Genomic DNA, 17,600 nt, shown 5'->3' with positions numbered 1-17,600 from the left:
TTTTATGCTGTTTTCGCAACAATGCGAAGCTGCAACTAGCTGCAAATAAGCTGCATCTCCGCAAGTGCGACCATCGGTAAGCGTCAAACGTTGTTGATTCTAAGTCAAATATCATTTGTCGATATACCCATTTTTCTCAATAAACAATACGTGCATAGTGTCTGTATCGACGGCCGCCCAGGCATCGTCCAGACATCATTCAGAAATCAATCAGACAAGGAAAGAACATGCAGGTATTTATCACTGGCGCAAGCGGATTCATCGGCGGTTCAGTCGCCGCCCGTTTCATGCAGGAGGGCTATCAGGTGCGCGGGCTGGTGCGGACGCAGGAGCAAGCCGAACGCGTGAAGGCGCTGGGCGTGGAGCCGGTGCTGGGAACGCTGGCCGACGGCGAGATCCTCAGCCGTGAGGCGAAGCAGGCGGATGCGGTGATCAATGCCGCCAGTTCGGATAATCTGTTTGCGGTACAGACCTTGCTGGATGCGCTGGCCGGTTCCGGCAAGGTATTCATCCATACCAGCGGTTCCAGCGTGATCGGCGACGACGCCCGCGGCGACTGGTTATCGGAACAGATATTCGACGAAGACACGCCGTTCACGCCGGCGCCGGAGAAGGCCGCGCGCGCTGCGCTCGACAAGCTGATACGCGACGCCGCGCAACGCGATGTGCGTTCCGTCATCCTGTGCAACACCATGATCTACGGTAACGGCCTCGGCCTGAAGCGCGACAGTGTGCAGATTCCACCGCTGGTGGCGCAGGCGCGCAGCAGCGGCATCGCGCGCTATGTCGGCAAGGGCCTCAACGCCTGGTCCAATGTGCATATCGAAGATGTGGCGGAGTTGTACCTGCTGGCATTGAAAACGGCGCCCGCCGGTTCTTTCTATTTTGTCGAGAACGGCCAGGCCTCGTATGCCGAGATCGTCGGCGCCATTGCTGAGCGTTTGGCTCTGGGGCCGGCGCAATCCTGGCCGGTGCAGGACGCCATCGATGCCTGGGGTTTTGGCCACGCGGTGTATTCGTTCGGCTCGAACAGCCGGGTGTCGGCGGCCAAGGCGCTCCGGGAACTGGGGTGGCAGCCGCAGCACACATCGGTGCTGGACTGGATCAGGAACGATATGAAATTGGATTAAAAAGGCCCGGGTCAGTCCAAACCCGTTTTTTTATTTCGCAGCCGCTACCGGGCGCTGCCCCGGCTTGACGATGACGGTGCAAGTCATACCGGCCGCCAGCGTGATTCCATCCGGCACCTTGTCGATATGGATGCGTACCGGTACCCGCTGCGCCAGCCGCACCCAGTTGAAGCTCGGGTTGACATTGGCCAGGCCGTAAGTGCCGAGCGCGTTGTCGCGGTCGGTGATGCCGCGCGAGATGCTGTCGATGTGGCCGTTGATGAGCTGCTCGCTGCCGAGCAGGCGCATGTCGACGGCGTCGCCGACTTTCATCAGCGGCAGCTTGTTTTCTTCAAAGTAGCCGTAGACCCAGAAGGAATTGGCATCGATCACTGCCAGCTTGGGCGAACCGGCCTGGGCGAAATCGCCGGCGTGCACGTTCAGGTTGGTGATCCAGCCGTCCACCGTGGCGCGCACTTCGGTGCGTTCCAGATTCAGCTTGGCGCTGTCGCGCGCCGCCAGGGCGGCCTGGTAGGAGGCCTGGGCCGCGGAAGCGTCGGCGCTGGAATTTTCCCGGTTCTCATTGGAAATGACGTCGCCGTCCAGCTTGGCGCGGCGCTCGGCGTCGCGCTGCTTGGTGGTGAGGCCGACGCGGCGTTCGGTCACCAGCGCTTCGGCCTGCGCCAGCGCCAGCGTGTAGCGCGCCGGATCGATTTTCATCAGCAGGTCGCCTTTGTGCACGTAGCCGTTGTCGGCCACCGGCACTGCCACCACGATGCCGGACACGTCGGCGGCGACGCTGATGACGTCGGCTCGCACCCGGCCGTCGCGGGTCCAGGGCGTGTTCATGTAGCGCTCCCACAGTGCGCGCGCCAGCAAGACGGCGGCCAGGACCACTAGCAGGGTGATGATGACCTGCAGCAGGGTTTTCAAGATGGTGGATGATTTCATGGCGACCTTAGAACAAATTTTTCACAGCGAATTGAATAACGTATTGCACGACGTACTACACCACGTGAAGTAGCAATCCGGCGCCGCCGAAAATACAAAAGAACAGGGCGATGCGGAACAGGCTCGGGTGCCAGACATAGCGGTACAGCCCGAGGCGGGTAAACAGCCAGTCGACCGCCATCTGCAGGAACAGGCAGGCGATGAAGACCAGCAGCAAGGTCGGGATGAGGGCATCGAAGAGGGCGATTTCGCGCGGCATGGTCACTTCCCGGTAGTAGTGTTGGTAGCTGGATTGAGGGGCGACGGCGGCGCCGTGGTTGCGGCCGGCGTCAGCACGGTGACGCGCTCCAGCATGGCGCCGCGCATCAGGTGCAGGTTGGCCAGCACCGCCGGCATGTCGCCGCATACGGCGATTGCCGCCAGCACGCCATCCAGCGCCAGCCGCAGGCGGCCCTGGCTGGGACGCGCAAACAGACGGGCGATGCTGCGTATGGCGTCGTCGATCCTGGCGTGCACTTGCGGCTCGGCTATGCTCAAGGTCTCCTGCCGCAGCTGGATCACGGCGCGGCCGATTTCCAGCACCGACAAGAGCCAGGTCATGATGGCGCGGTCGTCTTCGTTATCCAGCGAGTGCGTGATCGCAAAACGCGACAGCAGATCGCGGGTGCCGCTTTCAAAGCGTCCGGCCAGCCCCGGCAGCGGCCGGCCGCAGGCTTCCACCACCTGGTTGCGCAGGGCGCGCGCCAGGCGGCGCTTGATCCAGCGGCTGTCGGATGGGTCGATGATCTGGTACATCACGGAAGCGATGGCGACGCCGAACAGGCCGCCGGCCATGCCGTTGAGCAGTTCCAGCATGTCGAACTGGTAGTTGCTGCCGATGCTGGCGTAGGAAAAGAAAAACAGCAGGATGCCAGTGCCGATGCCCGCATATTTCCTGGTGGTGGTGAGCCAGGCGCCGATCAGGATGAAGGGCGCCAGCGCGATGCACAGCATGGTGAAATTCTCGGCCTGCGCTTGCAGATAGTAGGCCGACAGGAAGCCGAAAAAGCCGCCCAGCGCGCCGCCTATCATGAACTGACGCACCACTTTGATGGGCGATGGCGCTGCCGCAAACAGGGCGCTGACCACGGTCGCCATCACCACCGCATCGGTGCCGGAAACCCAGCCGGTCTGGATCCAGAACCAGGCAGAAAGGATGAAGCCGATTGCCGCCCGCAGCGCCGAGGTGACGATCAGGGTCGGATCGGTGCGCGCCACATAATGCGCGGGCAGCTGGACGTCGTCCGCCATGTGCATCTCGGCCTGGATCACGACCGCATGGATCCTGGCGTAGATCACCAGTTCATCGGCGAACCTGGCCAGCAGTTCGGTGGCCGAATCGAAATCCAGCAGGTGGCTGCCGTCGCTGTCGAGGCTGCTGGCGGCCAAGCCGCGGCGCAGGGCAGCCAGGCGCCCGGGAATGCCGTTGCGGACCTGCTTCAGCTGCGTCCGGTCCTCGCTGGAGAGGGCTCGCGCAATCGCCCGGTATTCCATCATCAAGGCGTCCAGCGTGCTGCGCTTGCCGCCGGCCTGCAGGCGGCCGAACAGCTGGTCGAGCGAGTGGAAGGTGGTGGATGCGGTCATGAAGGCATTGTTCAACTGGCGCAGCTGCAGGCTTTGCAAATGGCCGGCAGCGCTTTCAAATACCGATGAGGTGCGCAGCGCTTCCAGCGAAATCACCTCGCCGATGAAGCGCAGCACCAGGCGTTCGCGCGCCGGCCGCGAAACAGCGGCGCTGTCGTCCAGCGCAATGAATTTCTTGAAGTCGGCAAAGCGTTTGCGCACCGTCAGCAGCAAGACGTCCGACAAGTGCTGGGGGAACAGCACGTCGCTGACCACGCCTGCGCACAGCAGGCCCAGCATCACCTCGCTCAGGCGCGTCATGGCGATGTCGAAAGCCTGGGCCGGCTGCAGCGCCGCCGGCAAGCCGACGATGACCAGGGTGTAGCCGGCCAGCACGAAGGCGTAGGACTGGAAGTTGCGGAAGATGGTGGAGCCGGCGGTGCAGAAAGCCAGCCAGCAGGCGCCGGCCGCCAGGAACAGGATCGGCTGCTGGGTAAACGAGGCGGCCAGGATGATTGACACGACCACCCCTACCGAGGTGCCGATGAAGCGGTAAAAGCCTTTCGCCAGCACCAGGCCGCTGCGCGGCTGCAGCACGATGATGACGGTGACCATGGCGGTGCCGGGCTTGGCGAGGTCGAACACCAGCGACAGTCCGAGCGCCAGCAAGGTTGCCAGCAAGATCTTGCTGACATGCAGCAGGTCCTGGCCGTGGCTTTCCACCCAGATGACGCCGGCCTGCGCCAGATGATGCAGCCAGGACTGGCGGCTGCTTGCGGTTTCGCTCATGACGGTGGCCGCTTATTTACCAGCGTTGCCGGCGGCGATGGCGTCACCGCTGGCGCCGGGCTGCGGCAAGGGTTGTGGCAAATCGTCGCCGAGGCCGCCGCCCAGCGCCTGCATCAGCTGCGCCCAGCTATCCAGGTAGCCGGCGCGGATTTGCGCCACCCGCAGTTGTTGCTGCAGCAGCACCAGCTGGGTCTGGATGACGTTGATGTTGGCGGTCAGGCCGGCCTGGTAGCCGCGCTTGGCCAGGTCGTAGGATTTCTTCGAGAGCGCCAGCGCCTGTTCCGACTGGCCGCGCTGCTGCTGTTCCGATTTTAGCTTGATAATCTGGTCGGCTACGCTTTGCAGGGCTTGCACCAGCGTGTTGTTATAGCTTTCGATGGCGCCGTCGAGGGCGGCGGTCTGGGCGCCGAGGTTGGCGCGCAGGCGGCCGCCGTCAAAAATCGGCAGCGAAATGGCCGGCCCGGCGCCACGCACGCCGGACGAGGCGCTCAGGAAATTGGTGAAGCCGAGCGCCTGCAAGCCGATGAAGGCGGAGATATTGATATCGGGATAGAAGGCGGCCTTGGCGACGTCGATATTCTTGCTCATCGCTTCGACCCGCCAGCGTTGTGCGATCACATCCGGGCGGCGCCCGACCAGGTGCGCCGGGACGTTGTCGGGCAGAGCGATCGGCAATTGTGCACTGCTGTCGCTGCCATCTGCAGGGGCGATCAGGGCGGTGGCCAGGACTGGCCGCCGGATTGTTTCGCCGCTGCCGGGCCCCTTGCCGCTCAGGGCGGCAATCTGGTTGCGCAGCAGGGCAATATTTTCGTCGATTTTTTCTATATTGGAACGGGCGTCGGGCAGCGCGGTTTCCGCTTGACTGACTTCCAGGCGGGTGCCGAGGCCGGCGTTCAGCTTGCGTTGGGCGATATTGGCGATCGAGGTCTGTTGCACCAGCGTCGCGCTGGCGACGTCGCGTAGCGCGAACTGGGTCGCCAGTTGCAGATAGCCGCGCACGACAGCCGTTTCCAGGTTGAGCTGGGCGCTGCGCGCCTCGGCGGCGCTGACGTGGACTGTATCCAGGGCCGATTCCAGCGCGCTGCGGTCCTTGTCCCAGAGGTCGAGATCGTAGCTGGCCTTGACGGTGATTTCATTGTCCCAGTTCCAGCTGCCGCCTAGCGGCGGCGGGAAAATGTATTCCTCGGAATACAGGCCGCGTGTGCTGCTGGCCTCGACGCCGACTTTCGGCAGCGTTGCCGCGCGCGCCACGCCGGCCAGCGAGGAAGCCTGGCGGATGCGGGCCTGGGCGATTTTCAGGCTGGGACTGTCGGCGACGGCCTGCTGCACCAGCGCGTTGAGTTGCGGATCGCGGTAATTTTCCCACCAGGCGCTGCTCGGCCATGCGGCGTTGCCGATATTGCTGAGTGTGCTGCCGGCTGCCAGCGCACTGCCGTCCGCCAGCCTGGATTGCGGAGCTATGCCAGAGAAATCGGCACAGCCACTTAGCACGACGGCCAGCGAACAGGCCGTCAGCAGGCTGCTTGGAAGGTAAGGCTTGGAGGGGGTAGTTGACCGCATGGTGACCCGGAATAATGTAACGAGAAAAAAGGTCTGAGTAATGATCTTTTGAACCGGATCTTTTGAAGCGGATCTTTTAATGCGATCTGTTGCTGCATCAGCGCACTGCCGACGGCGCTATGGCATGGCGCATGGGACTATGATCGGATAATAGCAAAACGCCAGCATTGCTGGCGTTTTGCTTAACTCTTTAAACCTGGGGGAGTTACTGTCGCATCAGTGGCTAATGGCTGTCGCGACTTAGTTGCCGTTATAGACCGATGGCTCGGTGTTGCTGATCTGGCTCACGACTTCAGCACGGGTGACTGGCTTGCTGGCTGCTGCAACCGTCGGATATTCGCTGCGGGCCTGGTTCAGTGTGCCGTCTTTTTGGGCTTGCGCCACTTCAGCCTGCACATCGGCGCGGGATTTGGTGGAGACAAATGGGGTTTCTGGCGGATATGGGGCATCGGCCAGGGCGCTGCCAGCGGCAGCCAAGATAGCGAGACCTGCGATAAGTTGTTTGGCATTCATGTTTTTCTCCAGTGATTGATAGATGGCACCGGGCTCGGCGGAACAGGCGATAACTATGTTGCCCGTCGGGTCCTGCCTCGGTGAGCGGCGCACTTGCATTGCTGAAATAGTGTTGCTTGTGTGTTGCGCCCATCGATGAAGCTAAGTGTAGAGACTTCACTATCAACAATAAATGGTCTTATTGGAAATTTACTATTCCGTAATTGGCAATAATATTGGGGAACTTATTGTTGCAATTACACGACAAAGTGTGTTTGGGCAAAAATTTCTGATGAATTTGGACGGAGGCCCGGCCAGGACGGCGCGGCAGGCAGGAAATACCCGGCTTACGCCTGCAAGGCGTAAGCCGGTATGGTGCTCAGCCTTATAGGCCGGAAGACTCGATGATGCCGCCGCCAAGGCAGACATCGCCGTCGTACAGCACGGCAGACTGGCCAGGCGTCACCGCCCATTGCGGATCGCTGAAGCGCAGCGCGAAATTCTCGCCGGCGTCGACTCGCAGGCTGTCAAAGGCGCAAGCCATGTCGGCCTGGCGGTAACGCGTCTTGCCTGACAAATGCGCATTTTGCGGCGCATCGCCGGCGACCCAGCTGAGCTGGCCGGCCTGCAGCGTCGACGACAGCAGCCACGGATGATCGTGGCCCTGCACGATGTACAAAGTGTTGTTCTCCACATCCTTGCGCGCCACATACCAGGGATCGCTGTCGCCGCCGGCGTTCTTGTGCGATTTCATGCCGCCCAGGCCGATACCCTTGCGCTGCCCCAGCGTGTAAAAACTCAGGCCGACATGCTCGCCCACCACGTCGCCATCCGGCGTTTTCATTGGCCCCGGCTGGTAAGACAAATAGCGGTTCAGGAATTCGCGGAACGGCCTTTCGCCGATGAAGCAGATGCCGGTGGAATCCTTTTTCTTGGCGTTCGGCAGCTGGATCTGTTCGGCGATCTTGCGCACTTCGGTCTTCTGGATTTCGCCCAGCGGGAACAGGGTGCGCGACAGTTGCGACTGGTTCAGCCGGTGCAGGAAATAGCTTTGGTCCTTGCTGGCGTCGACTGCTTTGAGCAGCTCGAAGCGGCCGGAAGCGGCTTGCCGCACGCGGGCGTAGTGGCCGGTGGCGATCAGGTCGGCGCCGAGTTTCATGGCGTGGTCGAGGAAGGCCTTGAACTTGATTTCGGCGTTGCAGAGCACGTCCGGATTCGGCGTGCGGCCGGCCTGGTATTCGCGCAGGAATTCGGCGAATACCCGGTCCTTGTATTCGGCGGCAAAATTCACGGCTTCGATATCGACGCCGATGACATCGGCCACGCTGACCGCATCGATCCAGTCCTGGCGGGTCGAGCAGTATTCGGAATCGTCGTCGTCTTCCCAGTTCTTCATGAACAGGCCGATCACTTCATAGCCTTGCTGTTTCAGCAGCCAGGCCGAGACCGAAGAGTCGACCCCGCCGGACATGCCGATCACTACCCGCTTCTTAGGAGAGCTCATGTTCTACTCCATAGGCGCTGGGATGGGTATTCAGCATGGACAGGGGCGCGCGCTGGCCGCGCAGGTAATCGTCCACGCATTGCAGCACTTGCGGACTGCGGTGGCGTTCGCTGCAGGCCGCCATTTCGTCACGCGACAGCCACAGGGTGCGCAGGATGCCATGATCCAGCGGCTGGTCGTGCTGGGGGCCCAGATCGCCGCAGAAAGCGAAGCGTAAGTAAGTGACCGCTTTGCCGGTGCGTGCCGAGACATAACGCGCCATGTACATGCCGACCAGCGCGGTCGGGGTGAATTCGTGCGCCGTTTCTTCCAGCGTCTCGCGCGCAACCGCCTGCAGCAGCGACTCGTTGGGATCGAGATGGCCGGCTGGCTGGTTGATGCGGATACCGTCACTGGTGGCTTCTTCTATCAGCAAGAAGCGGCCGTCGCGCTCTATGATCGCTGCGACCGTGACGGAGGGTTTCCAAACGTCAGTCATAAATTCCTCGGTTAATCCGATATTTTAACTTGCCTGCCGCTTTTCGATGAAAAGTACGTCAGGAGTGCAGTAGATAGCCCGATGCGGCCGGCGGACAGGACACTAGCCATAGTTGCAACAATGCAGCTAATTTTAGGATAAATAACCTACATCAAGACTCAGGTTGTTTGGCCGCAATTTTTCCGTGTAATATTCCATGCAGCTCATTGCGGGACAGTCTTGCCCTGTTCCCGGCCTGTTTGCGGGGATTGCCGAGGCAAATCTCCGACAAATCGACAGAATTCTTAACATAGTGGGAGAAGTACATGAAAATCGGCATCCCTGCCGAGTCGCGGCCCGGAGAAACCCGGGTAGCCGCGACTCCAGAGACGGTAAAGAAGCTGGTAGCGGCCAAACACCAGGTCCTGGTGCAGTCCGGCGCAGGCATTTCTTCCAGCATCACGGATGAGGCTTACGCCGCCGCCGGCGCTGAAGTGGTGAGCGCTGCCGCCGCCTTCGGCATGGAAACCGTGCTGAAAGTGCGCGCTCCCAGCGCCGACGAACTGCCCTTGCTGAAAAGCGGCACGGTGGTGGTCGGCATGCTGAACCCTTTTGATGCCGACAATATTGCTGTTATGGCAAGCCATGGCCTGACCGCGTTTTCATTGGAAGCGGCGCCGCGTACTTCGCGCGCGCAGTCGATGGACGTGCTGTCGTCGCAAGCCAACATCGCCGGCTATAAGGCGGTGCTGATGGCGGCCAATACCTACCAGCGCTTCATGCCGATGCTGATGACTGCTGCCGGCACCGTCAAGGCGGCGCGCATGCTGATCATGGGCGCCGGCGTCGCCGGCTTGCAGGCGATCGCCACCGCCAAGCGGCTGGGCGCGGTGATCGAAGCTTCCGATGTCCGGCCCGCTGTAAAAGAGCAGATCGAGTCGCTCGGCGCCAAATTCCTGGACGTGCCCTTCATCACCGATGAAGAAAGAGAAATCGCCCAGGGCGTCGGCGGCTATGCGCGGCCGATGCCGGCCGACTGGATGCGGCGCCAGGCAGAACTGGTGCACGAGCGCGCCAAGCAGGCCGACATCATCATCACCACCGCGCTGATCCCTGGCCGCAAGGCGCCGGTATTGATCAGCGAGGAGACCGTCAAGGCGATGAAGCCGGGCTCGGTGATCCTTGACATGGCGGTCGACCAGGGCGGCAACTGCCCCTTGTCGGAAAGCGGCAAGACTGTCATCAAGCACGGTGTCCACATCATCGGCGAGGGCAACCTGGCGGCGCTGGTGGCGGCCGATGCTTCGGCCCTGTATGCGCGCAACTTGCTGGACTTCCTCAAACTGATCATCAACGCTGAAGGCGGGCTTGTGATTAATCGTGAAGACGATATAGTGGCGGCCACTTTGCTGTGCAGTGCCGGTGAGGTACTGCGCAAATAAGGGAAGCAGGTAGCTTGAACAATCACGTTTCAATCACGTTTCAATCACGTTTGAACGTACTACCGTTTTAATCAATAGCTGTGGATATGGCTGTAATACACCACCGGCTGCGGCTGGCGGTTTGTAAACTGGAGAAATAATATGCAACGCATCATGCTGCGCGCAAAGATTCATCGCGCCACCGTTACCCAAGCCGACCTGCACTACGAAGGTTCGTGCGGGATAGATGAAGACCTGCTGGAAGCGGCCGACATCCGCGAGTTTGAAAAGATCGAACTGTACAACGTCAACAACGGCCAGCGCTTTTCGACCTACGCCATCCGCGGCAAGCGCGGCAGCGGCGAAATTTCGCTGAACGGCGCCGCCGCTCGCTGCGCCCACCTGGGCGACCTGCTGATCATCTGTACCTATGCGCCACTTTCCGACGAAGAAGCGCGCAGCTACGTGCCGAAAGTAGTGTTTGTCGACGACAGCAACAAGATCACCGGTTTGAAAAAGATCTAAAAGACGTGTCATGCCCGCGTATGCGGGCATGACGTAGTGGAAGTCATTCGAGCTCGCTCCATTAAGGGGAAACCATGGAAGTCACGCACACCATCACTAACCTGATCATCTTTGTACTGGCGATCTACGTCGGCTACCACGTGGTCTGGACCGTTACGCCGGCGCTGCATACACCGCTGATGGCGGTCACCAACGCCATCTCCGCCATCATCATCATCGGTGCCATGCTGGCGGCCGGCCTGACCGAGGGCATTGTTGGCCAGATCGCCGGCACGCTGGCGGTGGCGCTGGCGGCAGTCAATGTATTCGGCGGCTTCCTGGTGACCCAGCGCATGCTGGAAATGTTCAAGAAAAAAGAACCGAAGGCCAAGCCTGCGGCTAAAGAGGGAGCGGCGCAATGAGCATGAACCTGGTGACCTTGCTATACCTGATCGCCTCGGTCTGTTTCATCCAGGCGCTCAAGGGTTTGTCGCATCCTTCTTCGGCGCGGCGCGGCAATGCTTTCGGCATGGCCGGCATGGCCATTGCGGTGGTGACCACGATTGCGCTGATCGTCAAGCTGAAAGCGGAGTCGCAAGGCGCCGGCCTGGGCTTCTGGCTGGTGGCGGGCGGCGTGATCGTCGGCGGCGGCATCGGCGCGATGCTGGCCAAGCGCGTCGAGATGACCAAGATGCCTGAGCTGGTGGCGGCGATGCACTCGCTGATCGGCCTGGCTGCAGTCTGCATCGCGGTGGCGGCGGTGTCCGAGCCTTGGGCTTTCGGTATTGCGGCGCACGGCGAGGCGCTGCCGGTCGGCAATCGCATCGAACTGTTCATCGGCACCTTCGTCGGCGCGATCACTTTCTCTGGTTCGGTGATCGCCTTCGGCAAGCTGTCGGGCAAGTATAAATTCCGCCTGTTCCAGGGCGCGCCGGTGAGTTTCCGCGGCCAGCATTTCATCAACCTGCTGCTGGCGGTGGCGATGGTCGGCCTCGGCATCATCTTCGTCCTGACGCAAGCCTGGCTGCCGTTCATCCTGATGGCGCTGATCGCCTTCATCCTCGGCGTGTTGATCATCATCCCGATCGGCGGCGCAGACATGCCGGTGGTGGTGTCGATGCTCAACAGCTACTCTGGCTGGGCAGCTGCCGGCATCGGTTTTTCGCTGAACAATTCGATGCTGATCATCGCCGGTTCGCTGGTCGGTTCCAGCGGTGCGATCCTGTCTTACATCATGTGCAAGGCGATGAACCGCTCCTTCTTCAACGTCATCCTGGGCGGCTTCGGCGGCGATGCTGCCGCGGCAACAGGCGGGGCGGCGCAACAGCAGCGGCCGGTAAAATCCGGCTCTGCCGACGACGCTGCTTTCCTGATGGGCAATGCCGAAACCGTCATCATCGTTCCGGGCTACGGCCTGGCGGTGGCGCGCGCCCAGCATGCCTTGAAAGAGCTGACCGAGAAGCTGACGCACAAGGGTGTGATCGTGAAGTATGCGATCCACCCGGTGGCGGGACGCATGCCGGGCCACATGAACGTACTGCTGGCGGAAGCCGAAGTGCCGTACGACCAGGTGTTCGAGATGGAAGACATCAACGGCGAATTCGCCCAGGCCGATGTGGTGCTGGTGCTGGGCGCCAACGACGTCGTCAATCCGGCCGCCAAGGATCCGAAGTCCTCGATCGCCGGCATGCCTATCCTGGAAGTCTATAAAGCCAAGACCGTGATCGTCAACAAGCGCTCGATGGCCGCCGGCTACGCCGGGCTCGACAACGAGCTGTTCTACATGGACAAGACCATGATGGTGTTCGGCGACGCCAAGAAGGTGATTGAAGATATGGTGAAGGCGGTCGAGTAAGCCCCGCCGCTCTAGCTAAAAAGCCGTGCCGGATAACACCGGCGCGGCTTTTTTTATGTTGAACGATGAAATCGCAAGCAGGGATCAGCGTCGGCCAAACATCATTTGCTGCGCCAGCAAGCGCCGCGCCGGCTTGATCACGTCGACTAGCCCCAGGGACAGGCCAAGCAGGGTTTGCGACCAGGCGCCGTCGGGCGCGCTGGCGAAAATCCGCGCCATGACGTCGGTCAGGTGGATCGTCACGCTGCGGTCGGCTTGCCTGGCGGCGGCGAACTGCAGCAGGGTTGCCGACGACAGCTCGGCTGCCAGCATGCGCGCCAGCACCGTGGCGTCGCGCAGTCCCAGGTTGAGTCCCTGGCCGGCTACCGGATGCAGGGTTTGCGCGGCGTTGCCGATCGCGACGATTCTGGCCGAGCTTGCCGGACGCGCATTCAGGCCAAGCGGAAAACTGTTGCGCGCCGTCGTCTTGGTAAACCGTCCGAGGCGGCCGCCGAAGGCTTGCATCAATGCCTGCAGGAAGGCAGTGTCGTCCAGTGCCAGCAGATTACTGGCGGTATCGGGCCGGACACACCACACCAAGGCGTAGTTATTGCCATGTCCATCATCCTGCGGCAGCAGCGCCAGCGGGCCCTGGTCCGTAAAGCGTTCAAAGGCGCGCTGTGCAATCGGGGCGCTGGCCTGGACGTGGGCGACGATGCCGACCTGCTGGTAGTCGCGCTGCAACGCCTTGGCGCCTTGCGCGCCAAACAGGCCGCCTTCGGCCTGCACCAGTAATCTGGTGTGCAAGGCGCGGCCATCCGACAATTGCAGTTCGACGTTATCTTCATGTTCCGTGCTGGCAGTCACCTGCAGCGGTCGCAGCAACTGGACCCCGCTCAGGCTCGGCAGCGCCGCCAGGGCCGTCACCAGCGTGCCGTAGCGCGTGACATAGCCGAGCGCCGGCAGCTGGAATTCGTCGCGCTGGATCAGCGTGCGGCCGAAGTGACCGCGGCGCGAGACGTGGATCTGGTGGATGGCGGTGGCGGCCAGCGGCCAGGCGCCGATTTCCTGCAGGATCTGGCTGCTGCCATAGGACAGCGCCAGCGAACGTGGATCCTGCCGTGCCTGTTCAACGGTCTTGGCGTCGATCAGGGCGATGCGTGCCGCCGGTATTCCGCGCTTTACCAGCAGCGCGGCCAGGCTCAGGCCGACCGGGCCGGCGCCGCAGATGGCGATGTCAGCCTCGGTCTCGCTGTGCGAATTATTGTTGTCGCTCATGTCGGCAAACCCCAGTCGCGCAGTTGCACGGCGGTTGCTGCCGGATCGGCGTGATGGATGGCGCGCCAGCCGAGTGCGCGCGCGGCCAGCACATTGCGTTCGACGTCGTCGATGAAGATCAGATGCTCCGGCTGAGCGTCGGGATGGTGCGCGCGTATGCGCTCTAGCATACGCTGATAGATGCGCGGATCCGGCTTGATCAGCTTTTCTTCGCCCGACACCAGGATGTCTTTGAAGCGTTCCAGGATCGGCTGGTATGGAGCATTGCTGCGGGCGTAAGGGAAGGTTTCGGACGACCAGTTGGTCAAGGCGTACAAGGGGACACCGCCGGCTTCCAATGCATTGAAAATCGCCACGCCCGGCGCCAGCGTGCCGCCCAGCATTTCCGTCCAGCGGGCATAAAAGGCGGCGATCAGCGGCGCATGTTGTGGATGCAGCGCGCTGAGGCTGGCGGTGGCTTCAGCCAGCGAGCGGCCGCCATCCTGCTGGATATTCCATGCGCCGTTGCAGACATGGGCGAGAAACCATTTGCGCTCGGTTTCATCGGCGATCAGCTTGCGAAACAGGTAGTCCGGATTCCAGTCGAACAGGACGCCGCCGAGATCGAACACGACGATGGCGGGTGTGGCAGCGATGGTGGCAATGGTCATAGCCGTCATGATAACAGCGCCTGCAGCGCATTGCAGTCCCGCAGCAGGCGCAGCGTCATTTGCGCATCAACGCTTCGATCTCGGCCACCGAGGTCGGCACATCGTGCGTCAGGTTGATATTGCCATCAGCCGTCACCAGGATATCGTCTTCGATGCGGATGCCGATATGCCAGAACTGCTCGGGCACGCCTTCCGCCGGCCGCACGTAGATGCCGGGTTCGACCGTGGTGACCATGCCCGGCTGCAGCTTGCGCCATGGCTTTTGCTGGCCTTCCGGCGCGGCTTCGCCGGGTTCACGGTAAGCGCCGACATCGTGCACGTCGAGGCCGATCCAGTGGCCGGTGCTGTGCATGTAGAACTGGCGGTAGTCGCCGTTGGCGATGACGTCGTCGAGGCTGCCGACCTTGTCCTTGGCGAGCAGGCCGGTATCCAGCATGCCTTGCGCCAGCACGCGCAGGGCGGCATTGTGGCCGTCGATGAAGCGCTGTCCGGGACGGGTGGCGGCAATCGCGGCGTGCTGCGCTGCCAGCACGATTTCATACAAGACCTTTTGCGGACCGGAGAAGACGCCGTTGGCAGGAAAGGTACGGGTAATGTCAGAGGCGTAGCTTTCGAATTCACAGCCGGCGTCGATCAGCACCAGGTCGCCGTCCTTCAGTTCGGTATTGCCGGCGCGGTAGTGCAGCACGCAGGCGTTGGCGCCGGCGGCCACAATCGAAGTATAGGCGGGCGATTCGGCGCCGTTGCTGCGGAATTCGTGCAGGATTTCTGCTTCCAGATGGTATTCGCGCAGACCGGGGCGCGCCATGCGCATCGCCCGGCGATGGGCGCCGGCGGCAATCTGGCCGGAGCGCTGCATGATGGCGTGTTCCGAGGCATCCTTGAACAACCGCATTTCGGCCAGCAGCGGATCCAGGCTGTGGATGGTGGCCGGCGCGCTGACGCCGACACGGGCCTGGCCGGCCAGCTTGCCGAGCCAGCCTTGCAGCTGGCTGTCGCGGTTAGCCTGCTTGCCCAAGGTATAAAAAATCGCCGGCGCGTCGGCCAGCAGTTTTGGCATTTCGCTGTCGATCTCGTCGATCGCAAAGGCGGCGTCAAAACCGAGCTGCTCACGCGCGGCAGCCGGGCCAAAGCGGAAGCCGTCCCAGATTTCCCGTTCCAGGTTTTTCTCGCGGCAGAACAAGATGGCCTTCGGGTCTTTACCTGCCACGAGCACGATGACGCTGTCCGGTTCGGTGAAGCCGGACAGATAGTAGAAGCTGCTGTCATGCCGATAGGGAAAATCGGAATCGGCGTTGCGCATCGCTTCCGGCGCCGTTGAGAGGATGGCGACGCCGCCACCCATGGCTTGCATTTGTGCAATCAGTTTGCTGCGGCGTGTGCTGTAAGGAGTCATGCTGGCGCTCATTCCTAATTTTTGTAACAGGTTGTCGTGCGCCGTTTACAGCGGCGCGTTGAGTTGATCCAGGCGTTCGATGGTGCCGACGTCGGTCCAGTCGCCACGATATACCTCGCCGCCGAGCTGGCCGCGCGCTGCGTACTTGCGCATCAAGGTAACCAGCTTTTCGGGCTGGCCGGGGCTGACGCTGTCGAACATCTCAGGGCGGTAAACGCCGATGCCTGAGTAAGTATAAGTATGGCCGGCGTCGCCCTCGTTGCTGATGGAATAGCTGTGCAGGCCGAAGTCGCCTTGCGGATGGTGGGCGGATTCTTCACCAGATACAGCCAGGCGACGTCGCGCTTGTCGAGCGGGTATGGCTGGCCCCACAGGTCCTTGTCTTCCAGCGTATTCTTGACCTGTTCGAAATCGAAATGCGGGCAGTAGACATCGCCGGCAATCGCCACGAACGGTTCTTCGCCCAGCAAATGACGGGCCTTGGCGATGCCGCCGGCGGTTTCCAGCGCCACGCTTTCCGCTGAATATTGGATGGCGGCGCCGTATTTGCTGCCGTCGCCTAGCGTTTCTTCGATCAGGTTTCCCAGGTGGGCGTGGTTGATGACGATGTCGGTGATGCCGGCGCGCACCAGGTTGACGATGTGCCAGACGATCAGCGGCCGGCCGCGGACCTTGAGCAAGGGCTTGGGAATGGTGTCGGTCAGCGGGCGCATGCGCTCGCCGCGCCCGGCTGCAAATATCATTGCTTTCATTATTCTGCGAAATTCTTTCGATACTTCAAGCTTCTTGCTTGATCAGTTGAGGACAGAGTCGCACGGAGAGTGTAATTCGTCGCGCTACGGCGACTTTTAAACACTTCCCGTGCAGCTCTGTCCCCAATAAGTTAAAAAGTGTAGCCAACTTGCACCGCTTTATCTTCCAGCTTGTCCAGCATGCGCACCAGCGGGATCAGCTCGCGGTAGCGCAAGGCTGTCTTGCGGACGTAATCCATGACCAGCGGGATGTCCTTGAGGTAGGCTTCCTTGCCGTCGCGGTGATACAGGCGCGCAAACAGACCGAGAATTTTCAGGTGGCGTTGCAGGCCCATGTATTCGAAATCGCGGTAGAAGCTGTCGATGTCCGGCGCCACTGGCAGGCCGGCGCGCTTGGCCCGCTCCCAGTAGCGGATCAGCCAGTCCAGCACCTGGGCTTCATCCCACTGGATGTAGACATCGCGCAGCAGCGAGACAATGTCGTAGCTGATCGGGCCGTACAGGGCGCCCTGGAAATCCAGCACGCCGGGATTGCCGTCGGCAAGCACCATCAGGTTGCGCGAATGGTAGTCGCGATGAATAAATACTTGCGGCTGCGCCAGGTTGTTGGCGAGGATGGCGTTGAACACTTTGTCGAGATCGGCGCTTTGCTGGTCGCTCAGGGTGGCCTTCAGATGCTTGCCGATATACCATTCTGGAAATATTTGCAATTCTCGCAACAGGAAGGCGCGGTCGTATTCCGGCAGCACATCCGGTTGACTCTTGGTTTGCAGCAATACCAAGGCGTCGATGGCGTCCATGTACAGCTTGTGCGCATTTTCAATGTTGCTATTGCTGGTGAGTTGCTGCAGGTAGGTGGTGCTGCCCAGATCGGACAGCAGCAGGAAGCCGCGTTCGACGTCTTGCGCCAGCACCGTCGGCACCGACAAGCCGATACCGCCAAACAGCGCGCCAATCTCGATAAAGGGGCGCACATCTTCCTGCGGCGGCGGCGCATCCATCACGATCAGGGTGCCGCCGGCAGTCGTGCCTGGACCGGCCGTATCAATTCTGAAATAGCGGCGGAAACTGGCGTCGGCAGAGGCTGGGCGCAAGGTCGCGGGCAAGGTAGGAATGTCGCTGAGCGTAGTTAGCCATTCGACAATTTGAGTCTGGCGCAGATCGGGTAAAGCAGGGGCAGACTGTGATAAAGACATTAAGCAATCCAGTAAAACGGCTGTTGATGGTGAGTTCCCATATAATAAGGGATTAATTTCAAAAAATCGCCTGCCATGGTGTTTGCCAAATTCATTTCATGACCC

At 61.3% G+C, this 17,600-nt stretch carries 16 protein-coding genes and 1 pseudogene; 5 read left to right on the top strand and 12 right to left on the bottom strand.

The features are described from left to right. Positions 1-227: 227 nt before the first annotated feature. Positions 228-1,130: an NAD-dependent epimerase/dehydratase family protein gene (locus CPter91_RS20520; RefSeq protein ID WP_061943472.1), complete on the top strand. Its 903-nt coding sequence runs from the start codon at positions 228-230 to the stop codon at positions 1,128-1,130. A gap of 30 nt (positions 1,131-1,160) precedes the next feature. On the opposite strand, the gene CPter91_RS20515 is transcribed toward CPter91_RS20520, so the two are convergent. The 7 genes from CPter91_RS20515 to CPter91_RS20485 form a co-directional block, all read right to left on the bottom strand. Continuing rightward, complete coding sequence (locus CPter91_RS20515; RefSeq protein WP_061943469.1) at positions 1,161-2,060, bottom strand: efflux RND transporter periplasmic adaptor subunit; 900 nt, start codon at positions 2,058-2,060, stop codon at positions 1,161-1,163. Between the two features lie 55 nt (positions 2,061-2,115). After that, positions 2,116-2,319 carry a DUF1656 domain-containing protein gene (locus CPter91_RS20510; protein ID WP_061943467.1) on the bottom strand — a complete coding sequence of 68 codons (204 nt, stop codon included), beginning with the start codon at positions 2,317-2,319 and terminating at the stop codon, positions 2,116-2,118. Positions 2,320-2,321: 2 nt separating this feature from the next. Further along, positions 2,322-4,451: an FUSC family protein gene (locus CPter91_RS20505; RefSeq protein WP_061943464.1), complete on the bottom strand. Its 2,130-nt coding sequence runs from the start codon at positions 4,449-4,451 to the stop codon at positions 2,322-2,324. 12 nt (positions 4,452-4,463) lie between these two features. Further along, a complete protein-coding gene (locus CPter91_RS20500; protein WP_061943462.1) occupies positions 4,464-6,011 on the bottom strand; it encodes an efflux transporter outer membrane subunit in 1,548 nt (515 codons plus the stop codon). A gap of 240 nt (positions 6,012-6,251) precedes the next feature. Continuing rightward, positions 6,252-6,524 carry a DUF4148 domain-containing protein gene (locus CPter91_RS20495; RefSeq protein ID WP_061943459.1) on the bottom strand — a complete coding sequence of 91 codons (273 nt, stop codon included), beginning with the start codon at positions 6,522-6,524 and terminating at the stop codon, positions 6,252-6,254. A gap of 364 nt (positions 6,525-6,888) precedes the next feature. Then, positions 6,889-8,007, bottom strand: coding sequence for a tRNA 2-thiouridine(34) synthase MnmA (gene mnmA, locus CPter91_RS20490; protein WP_061943458.1), 1,119 nt, complete (start codon positions 8,005-8,007; stop codon positions 6,889-6,891). Next, positions 7,994-8,485, bottom strand: a complete 492-nt coding sequence (locus CPter91_RS20485) for an NUDIX hydrolase (protein ID WP_061943455.1) — start codon at positions 8,483-8,485, stop codon at positions 7,994-7,996. The genes mnmA and CPter91_RS20485 overlap by 14 nt, the downstream gene beginning before the upstream one ends. 305 nt (positions 8,486-8,790) lie before the next feature. Here CPter91_RS20485 and CPter91_RS20480 point away from each other — a divergent pair, with 305 nt between their 5' ends. The 4 genes from CPter91_RS20480 (at position 8,791) to CPter91_RS20465 (ending at position 12,244) form a co-directional block, all read left to right on the top strand. After that, on the top strand, positions 8,791-9,906 hold the full coding sequence (locus CPter91_RS20480) for a Re/Si-specific NAD(P)(+) transhydrogenase subunit alpha (protein WP_061943453.1): 1,116 nt from the start codon (positions 8,791-8,793) through the stop codon (positions 9,904-9,906). A gap of 141 nt (positions 9,907-10,047) precedes the next feature. Beyond that, positions 10,048-10,410 carry an aspartate 1-decarboxylase gene (gene panD, locus CPter91_RS20475; RefSeq protein ID WP_061943450.1) on the top strand — a complete coding sequence of 121 codons (363 nt, stop codon included), beginning with the start codon at positions 10,048-10,050 and terminating at the stop codon, positions 10,408-10,410. Between the two features lie 74 nt (positions 10,411-10,484). Further along, positions 10,485-10,811, top strand: coding sequence for an NAD(P) transhydrogenase subunit alpha part 2 (locus CPter91_RS20470; protein WP_061943448.1), 327 nt, complete (start codon positions 10,485-10,487; stop codon positions 10,809-10,811). Next, positions 10,808-12,244 (top strand): NAD(P)(+) transhydrogenase (Re/Si-specific) subunit beta, encoded by a 1,437-nt coding sequence (locus CPter91_RS20465; protein WP_061943445.1) that lies wholly within the window; start codon positions 10,808-10,810, stop codon positions 12,242-12,244. The genes CPter91_RS20470 and CPter91_RS20465 overlap by 4 nt, the downstream gene beginning before the upstream one ends. An 84-nt stretch (positions 12,245-12,328) precedes the next feature. Here CPter91_RS20465 and CPter91_RS20460 read toward each other — a convergent pair whose 3' ends face one another. The 5 genes and pseudogenes from CPter91_RS20460 to CPter91_RS20440 form a co-directional block, all read right to left on the bottom strand. Next, positions 12,329-13,501, bottom strand: a complete 1,173-nt coding sequence (locus CPter91_RS20460; RefSeq protein ID WP_061943441.1) for a UbiH/UbiF/VisC/COQ6 family ubiquinone biosynthesis hydroxylase — start codon at positions 13,499-13,501, stop codon at positions 12,329-12,331. Further along, a complete protein-coding gene (locus CPter91_RS20455; protein WP_061943438.1) occupies positions 13,498-14,160 on the bottom strand; it encodes an HAD family hydrolase in 663 nt (220 codons plus the stop codon). The genes CPter91_RS20460 and CPter91_RS20455 overlap by 4 nt, the downstream gene beginning before the upstream one ends. A gap of 46 nt (positions 14,161-14,206) precedes the next feature. Further along, positions 14,207-15,559: an aminopeptidase P N-terminal domain-containing protein gene (locus CPter91_RS20450; protein WP_061943435.1), complete on the bottom strand. Its 1,353-nt coding sequence runs from the start codon at positions 15,557-15,559 to the stop codon at positions 14,207-14,209. Between the two features lie 33 nt (positions 15,560-15,592). Further along, positions 15,593-16,299, bottom strand: a pseudogene (gene murU, locus CPter91_RS20445) (N-acetylmuramate alpha-1-phosphate uridylyltransferase MurU). Positions 16,300-16,430: 131 nt separating this feature from the next. Beyond that, positions 16,431-17,495 carry an aminoglycoside phosphotransferase family protein gene (locus tag CPter91_RS20440; RefSeq protein WP_061943432.1) on the bottom strand — a complete coding sequence of 355 codons (1,065 nt, stop codon included), beginning with the start codon at positions 17,493-17,495 and terminating at the stop codon, positions 16,431-16,433. Positions 17,496-17,600 lie beyond the last annotated feature (105 nt).

This window comes from Collimonas pratensis, assembly GCF_001584185.1.
Taxonomy (GTDB): Bacteria; Pseudomonadota; Gammaproteobacteria; order Burkholderiales; family Burkholderiaceae_D; genus Collimonas; species Collimonas pratensis.
This window is presented reverse-complemented; position numbering and strand designations above follow the sequence as displayed.

Excerpts from the sequence above, each read along its gene's own strand:
- CPter91_RS20520 (WP_061943472.1), top strand. The coding sequence starts at position 228 with ATGCAGGTATTTATCACTGGCGCAAGCGGATTCATCGGCGGTTCAGTC.
- CPter91_RS20515 (WP_061943469.1), bottom strand. The coding sequence starts at position 2,060 with ATGAAATCATCCACCATCTTGAAAACCCTGCTGCAGGTCATCATCACC.
- CPter91_RS20510 (WP_061943467.1), bottom strand. The coding sequence starts at position 2,319 with ATGCCGCGCGAAATCGCCCTCTTCGATGCCCTCATCCCGACCTTGCTG.
- CPter91_RS20505 (WP_061943464.1), bottom strand. The coding sequence starts at position 4,451 with ATGAGCGAAACCGCAAGCAGCCGCCAGTCCTGGCTGCATCATCTGGCG.
- CPter91_RS20500 (WP_061943462.1), bottom strand. The coding sequence starts at position 6,011 with ATGCGGTCAACTACCCCCTCCAAGCCTTACCTTCCAAGCAGCCTGCTG.
- CPter91_RS20495 (WP_061943459.1), bottom strand. The coding sequence starts at position 6,524 with ATGAATGCCAAACAACTTATCGCAGGTCTCGCTATCTTGGCTGCCGCT.
- mnmA (WP_061943458.1), bottom strand. The coding sequence starts at position 8,007 with ATGAGCTCTCCTAAGAAGCGGGTAGTGATCGGCATGTCCGGCGGGGTC.
- CPter91_RS20485 (WP_061943455.1), bottom strand. The coding sequence starts at position 8,485 with ATGACTGACGTTTGGAAACCCTCCGTCACGGTCGCAGCGATCATAGAG.
- CPter91_RS20480 (WP_061943453.1), top strand. The coding sequence starts at position 8,791 with ATGAAAATCGGCATCCCTGCCGAGTCGCGGCCCGGAGAAACCCGGGTA.
- panD (WP_061943450.1), top strand. The coding sequence starts at position 10,048 with ATGCAACGCATCATGCTGCGCGCAAAGATTCATCGCGCCACCGTTACC.
- CPter91_RS20470 (WP_061943448.1), top strand. The coding sequence starts at position 10,485 with ATGGAAGTCACGCACACCATCACTAACCTGATCATCTTTGTACTGGCG.
- CPter91_RS20465 (WP_061943445.1), top strand. The coding sequence starts at position 10,808 with ATGAGCATGAACCTGGTGACCTTGCTATACCTGATCGCCTCGGTCTGT.
- CPter91_RS20460 (WP_061943441.1), bottom strand. The coding sequence starts at position 13,501 with ATGAGCGACAACAATAATTCGCACAGCGAGACCGAGGCTGACATCGCC.
- CPter91_RS20455 (WP_061943438.1), bottom strand. The coding sequence starts at position 14,160 with ATGACGGCTATGACCATTGCCACCATCGCTGCCACACCCGCCATCGTC.
- CPter91_RS20450 (WP_061943435.1), bottom strand. The coding sequence starts at position 15,559 with ATGAGCGCCAGCATGACTCCTTACAGCACACGCCGCAGCAAACTGATT.
- CPter91_RS20440 (WP_061943432.1), bottom strand. The coding sequence starts at position 17,495 with ATGTCTTTATCACAGTCTGCCCCTGCTTTACCCGATCTGCGCCAGACT.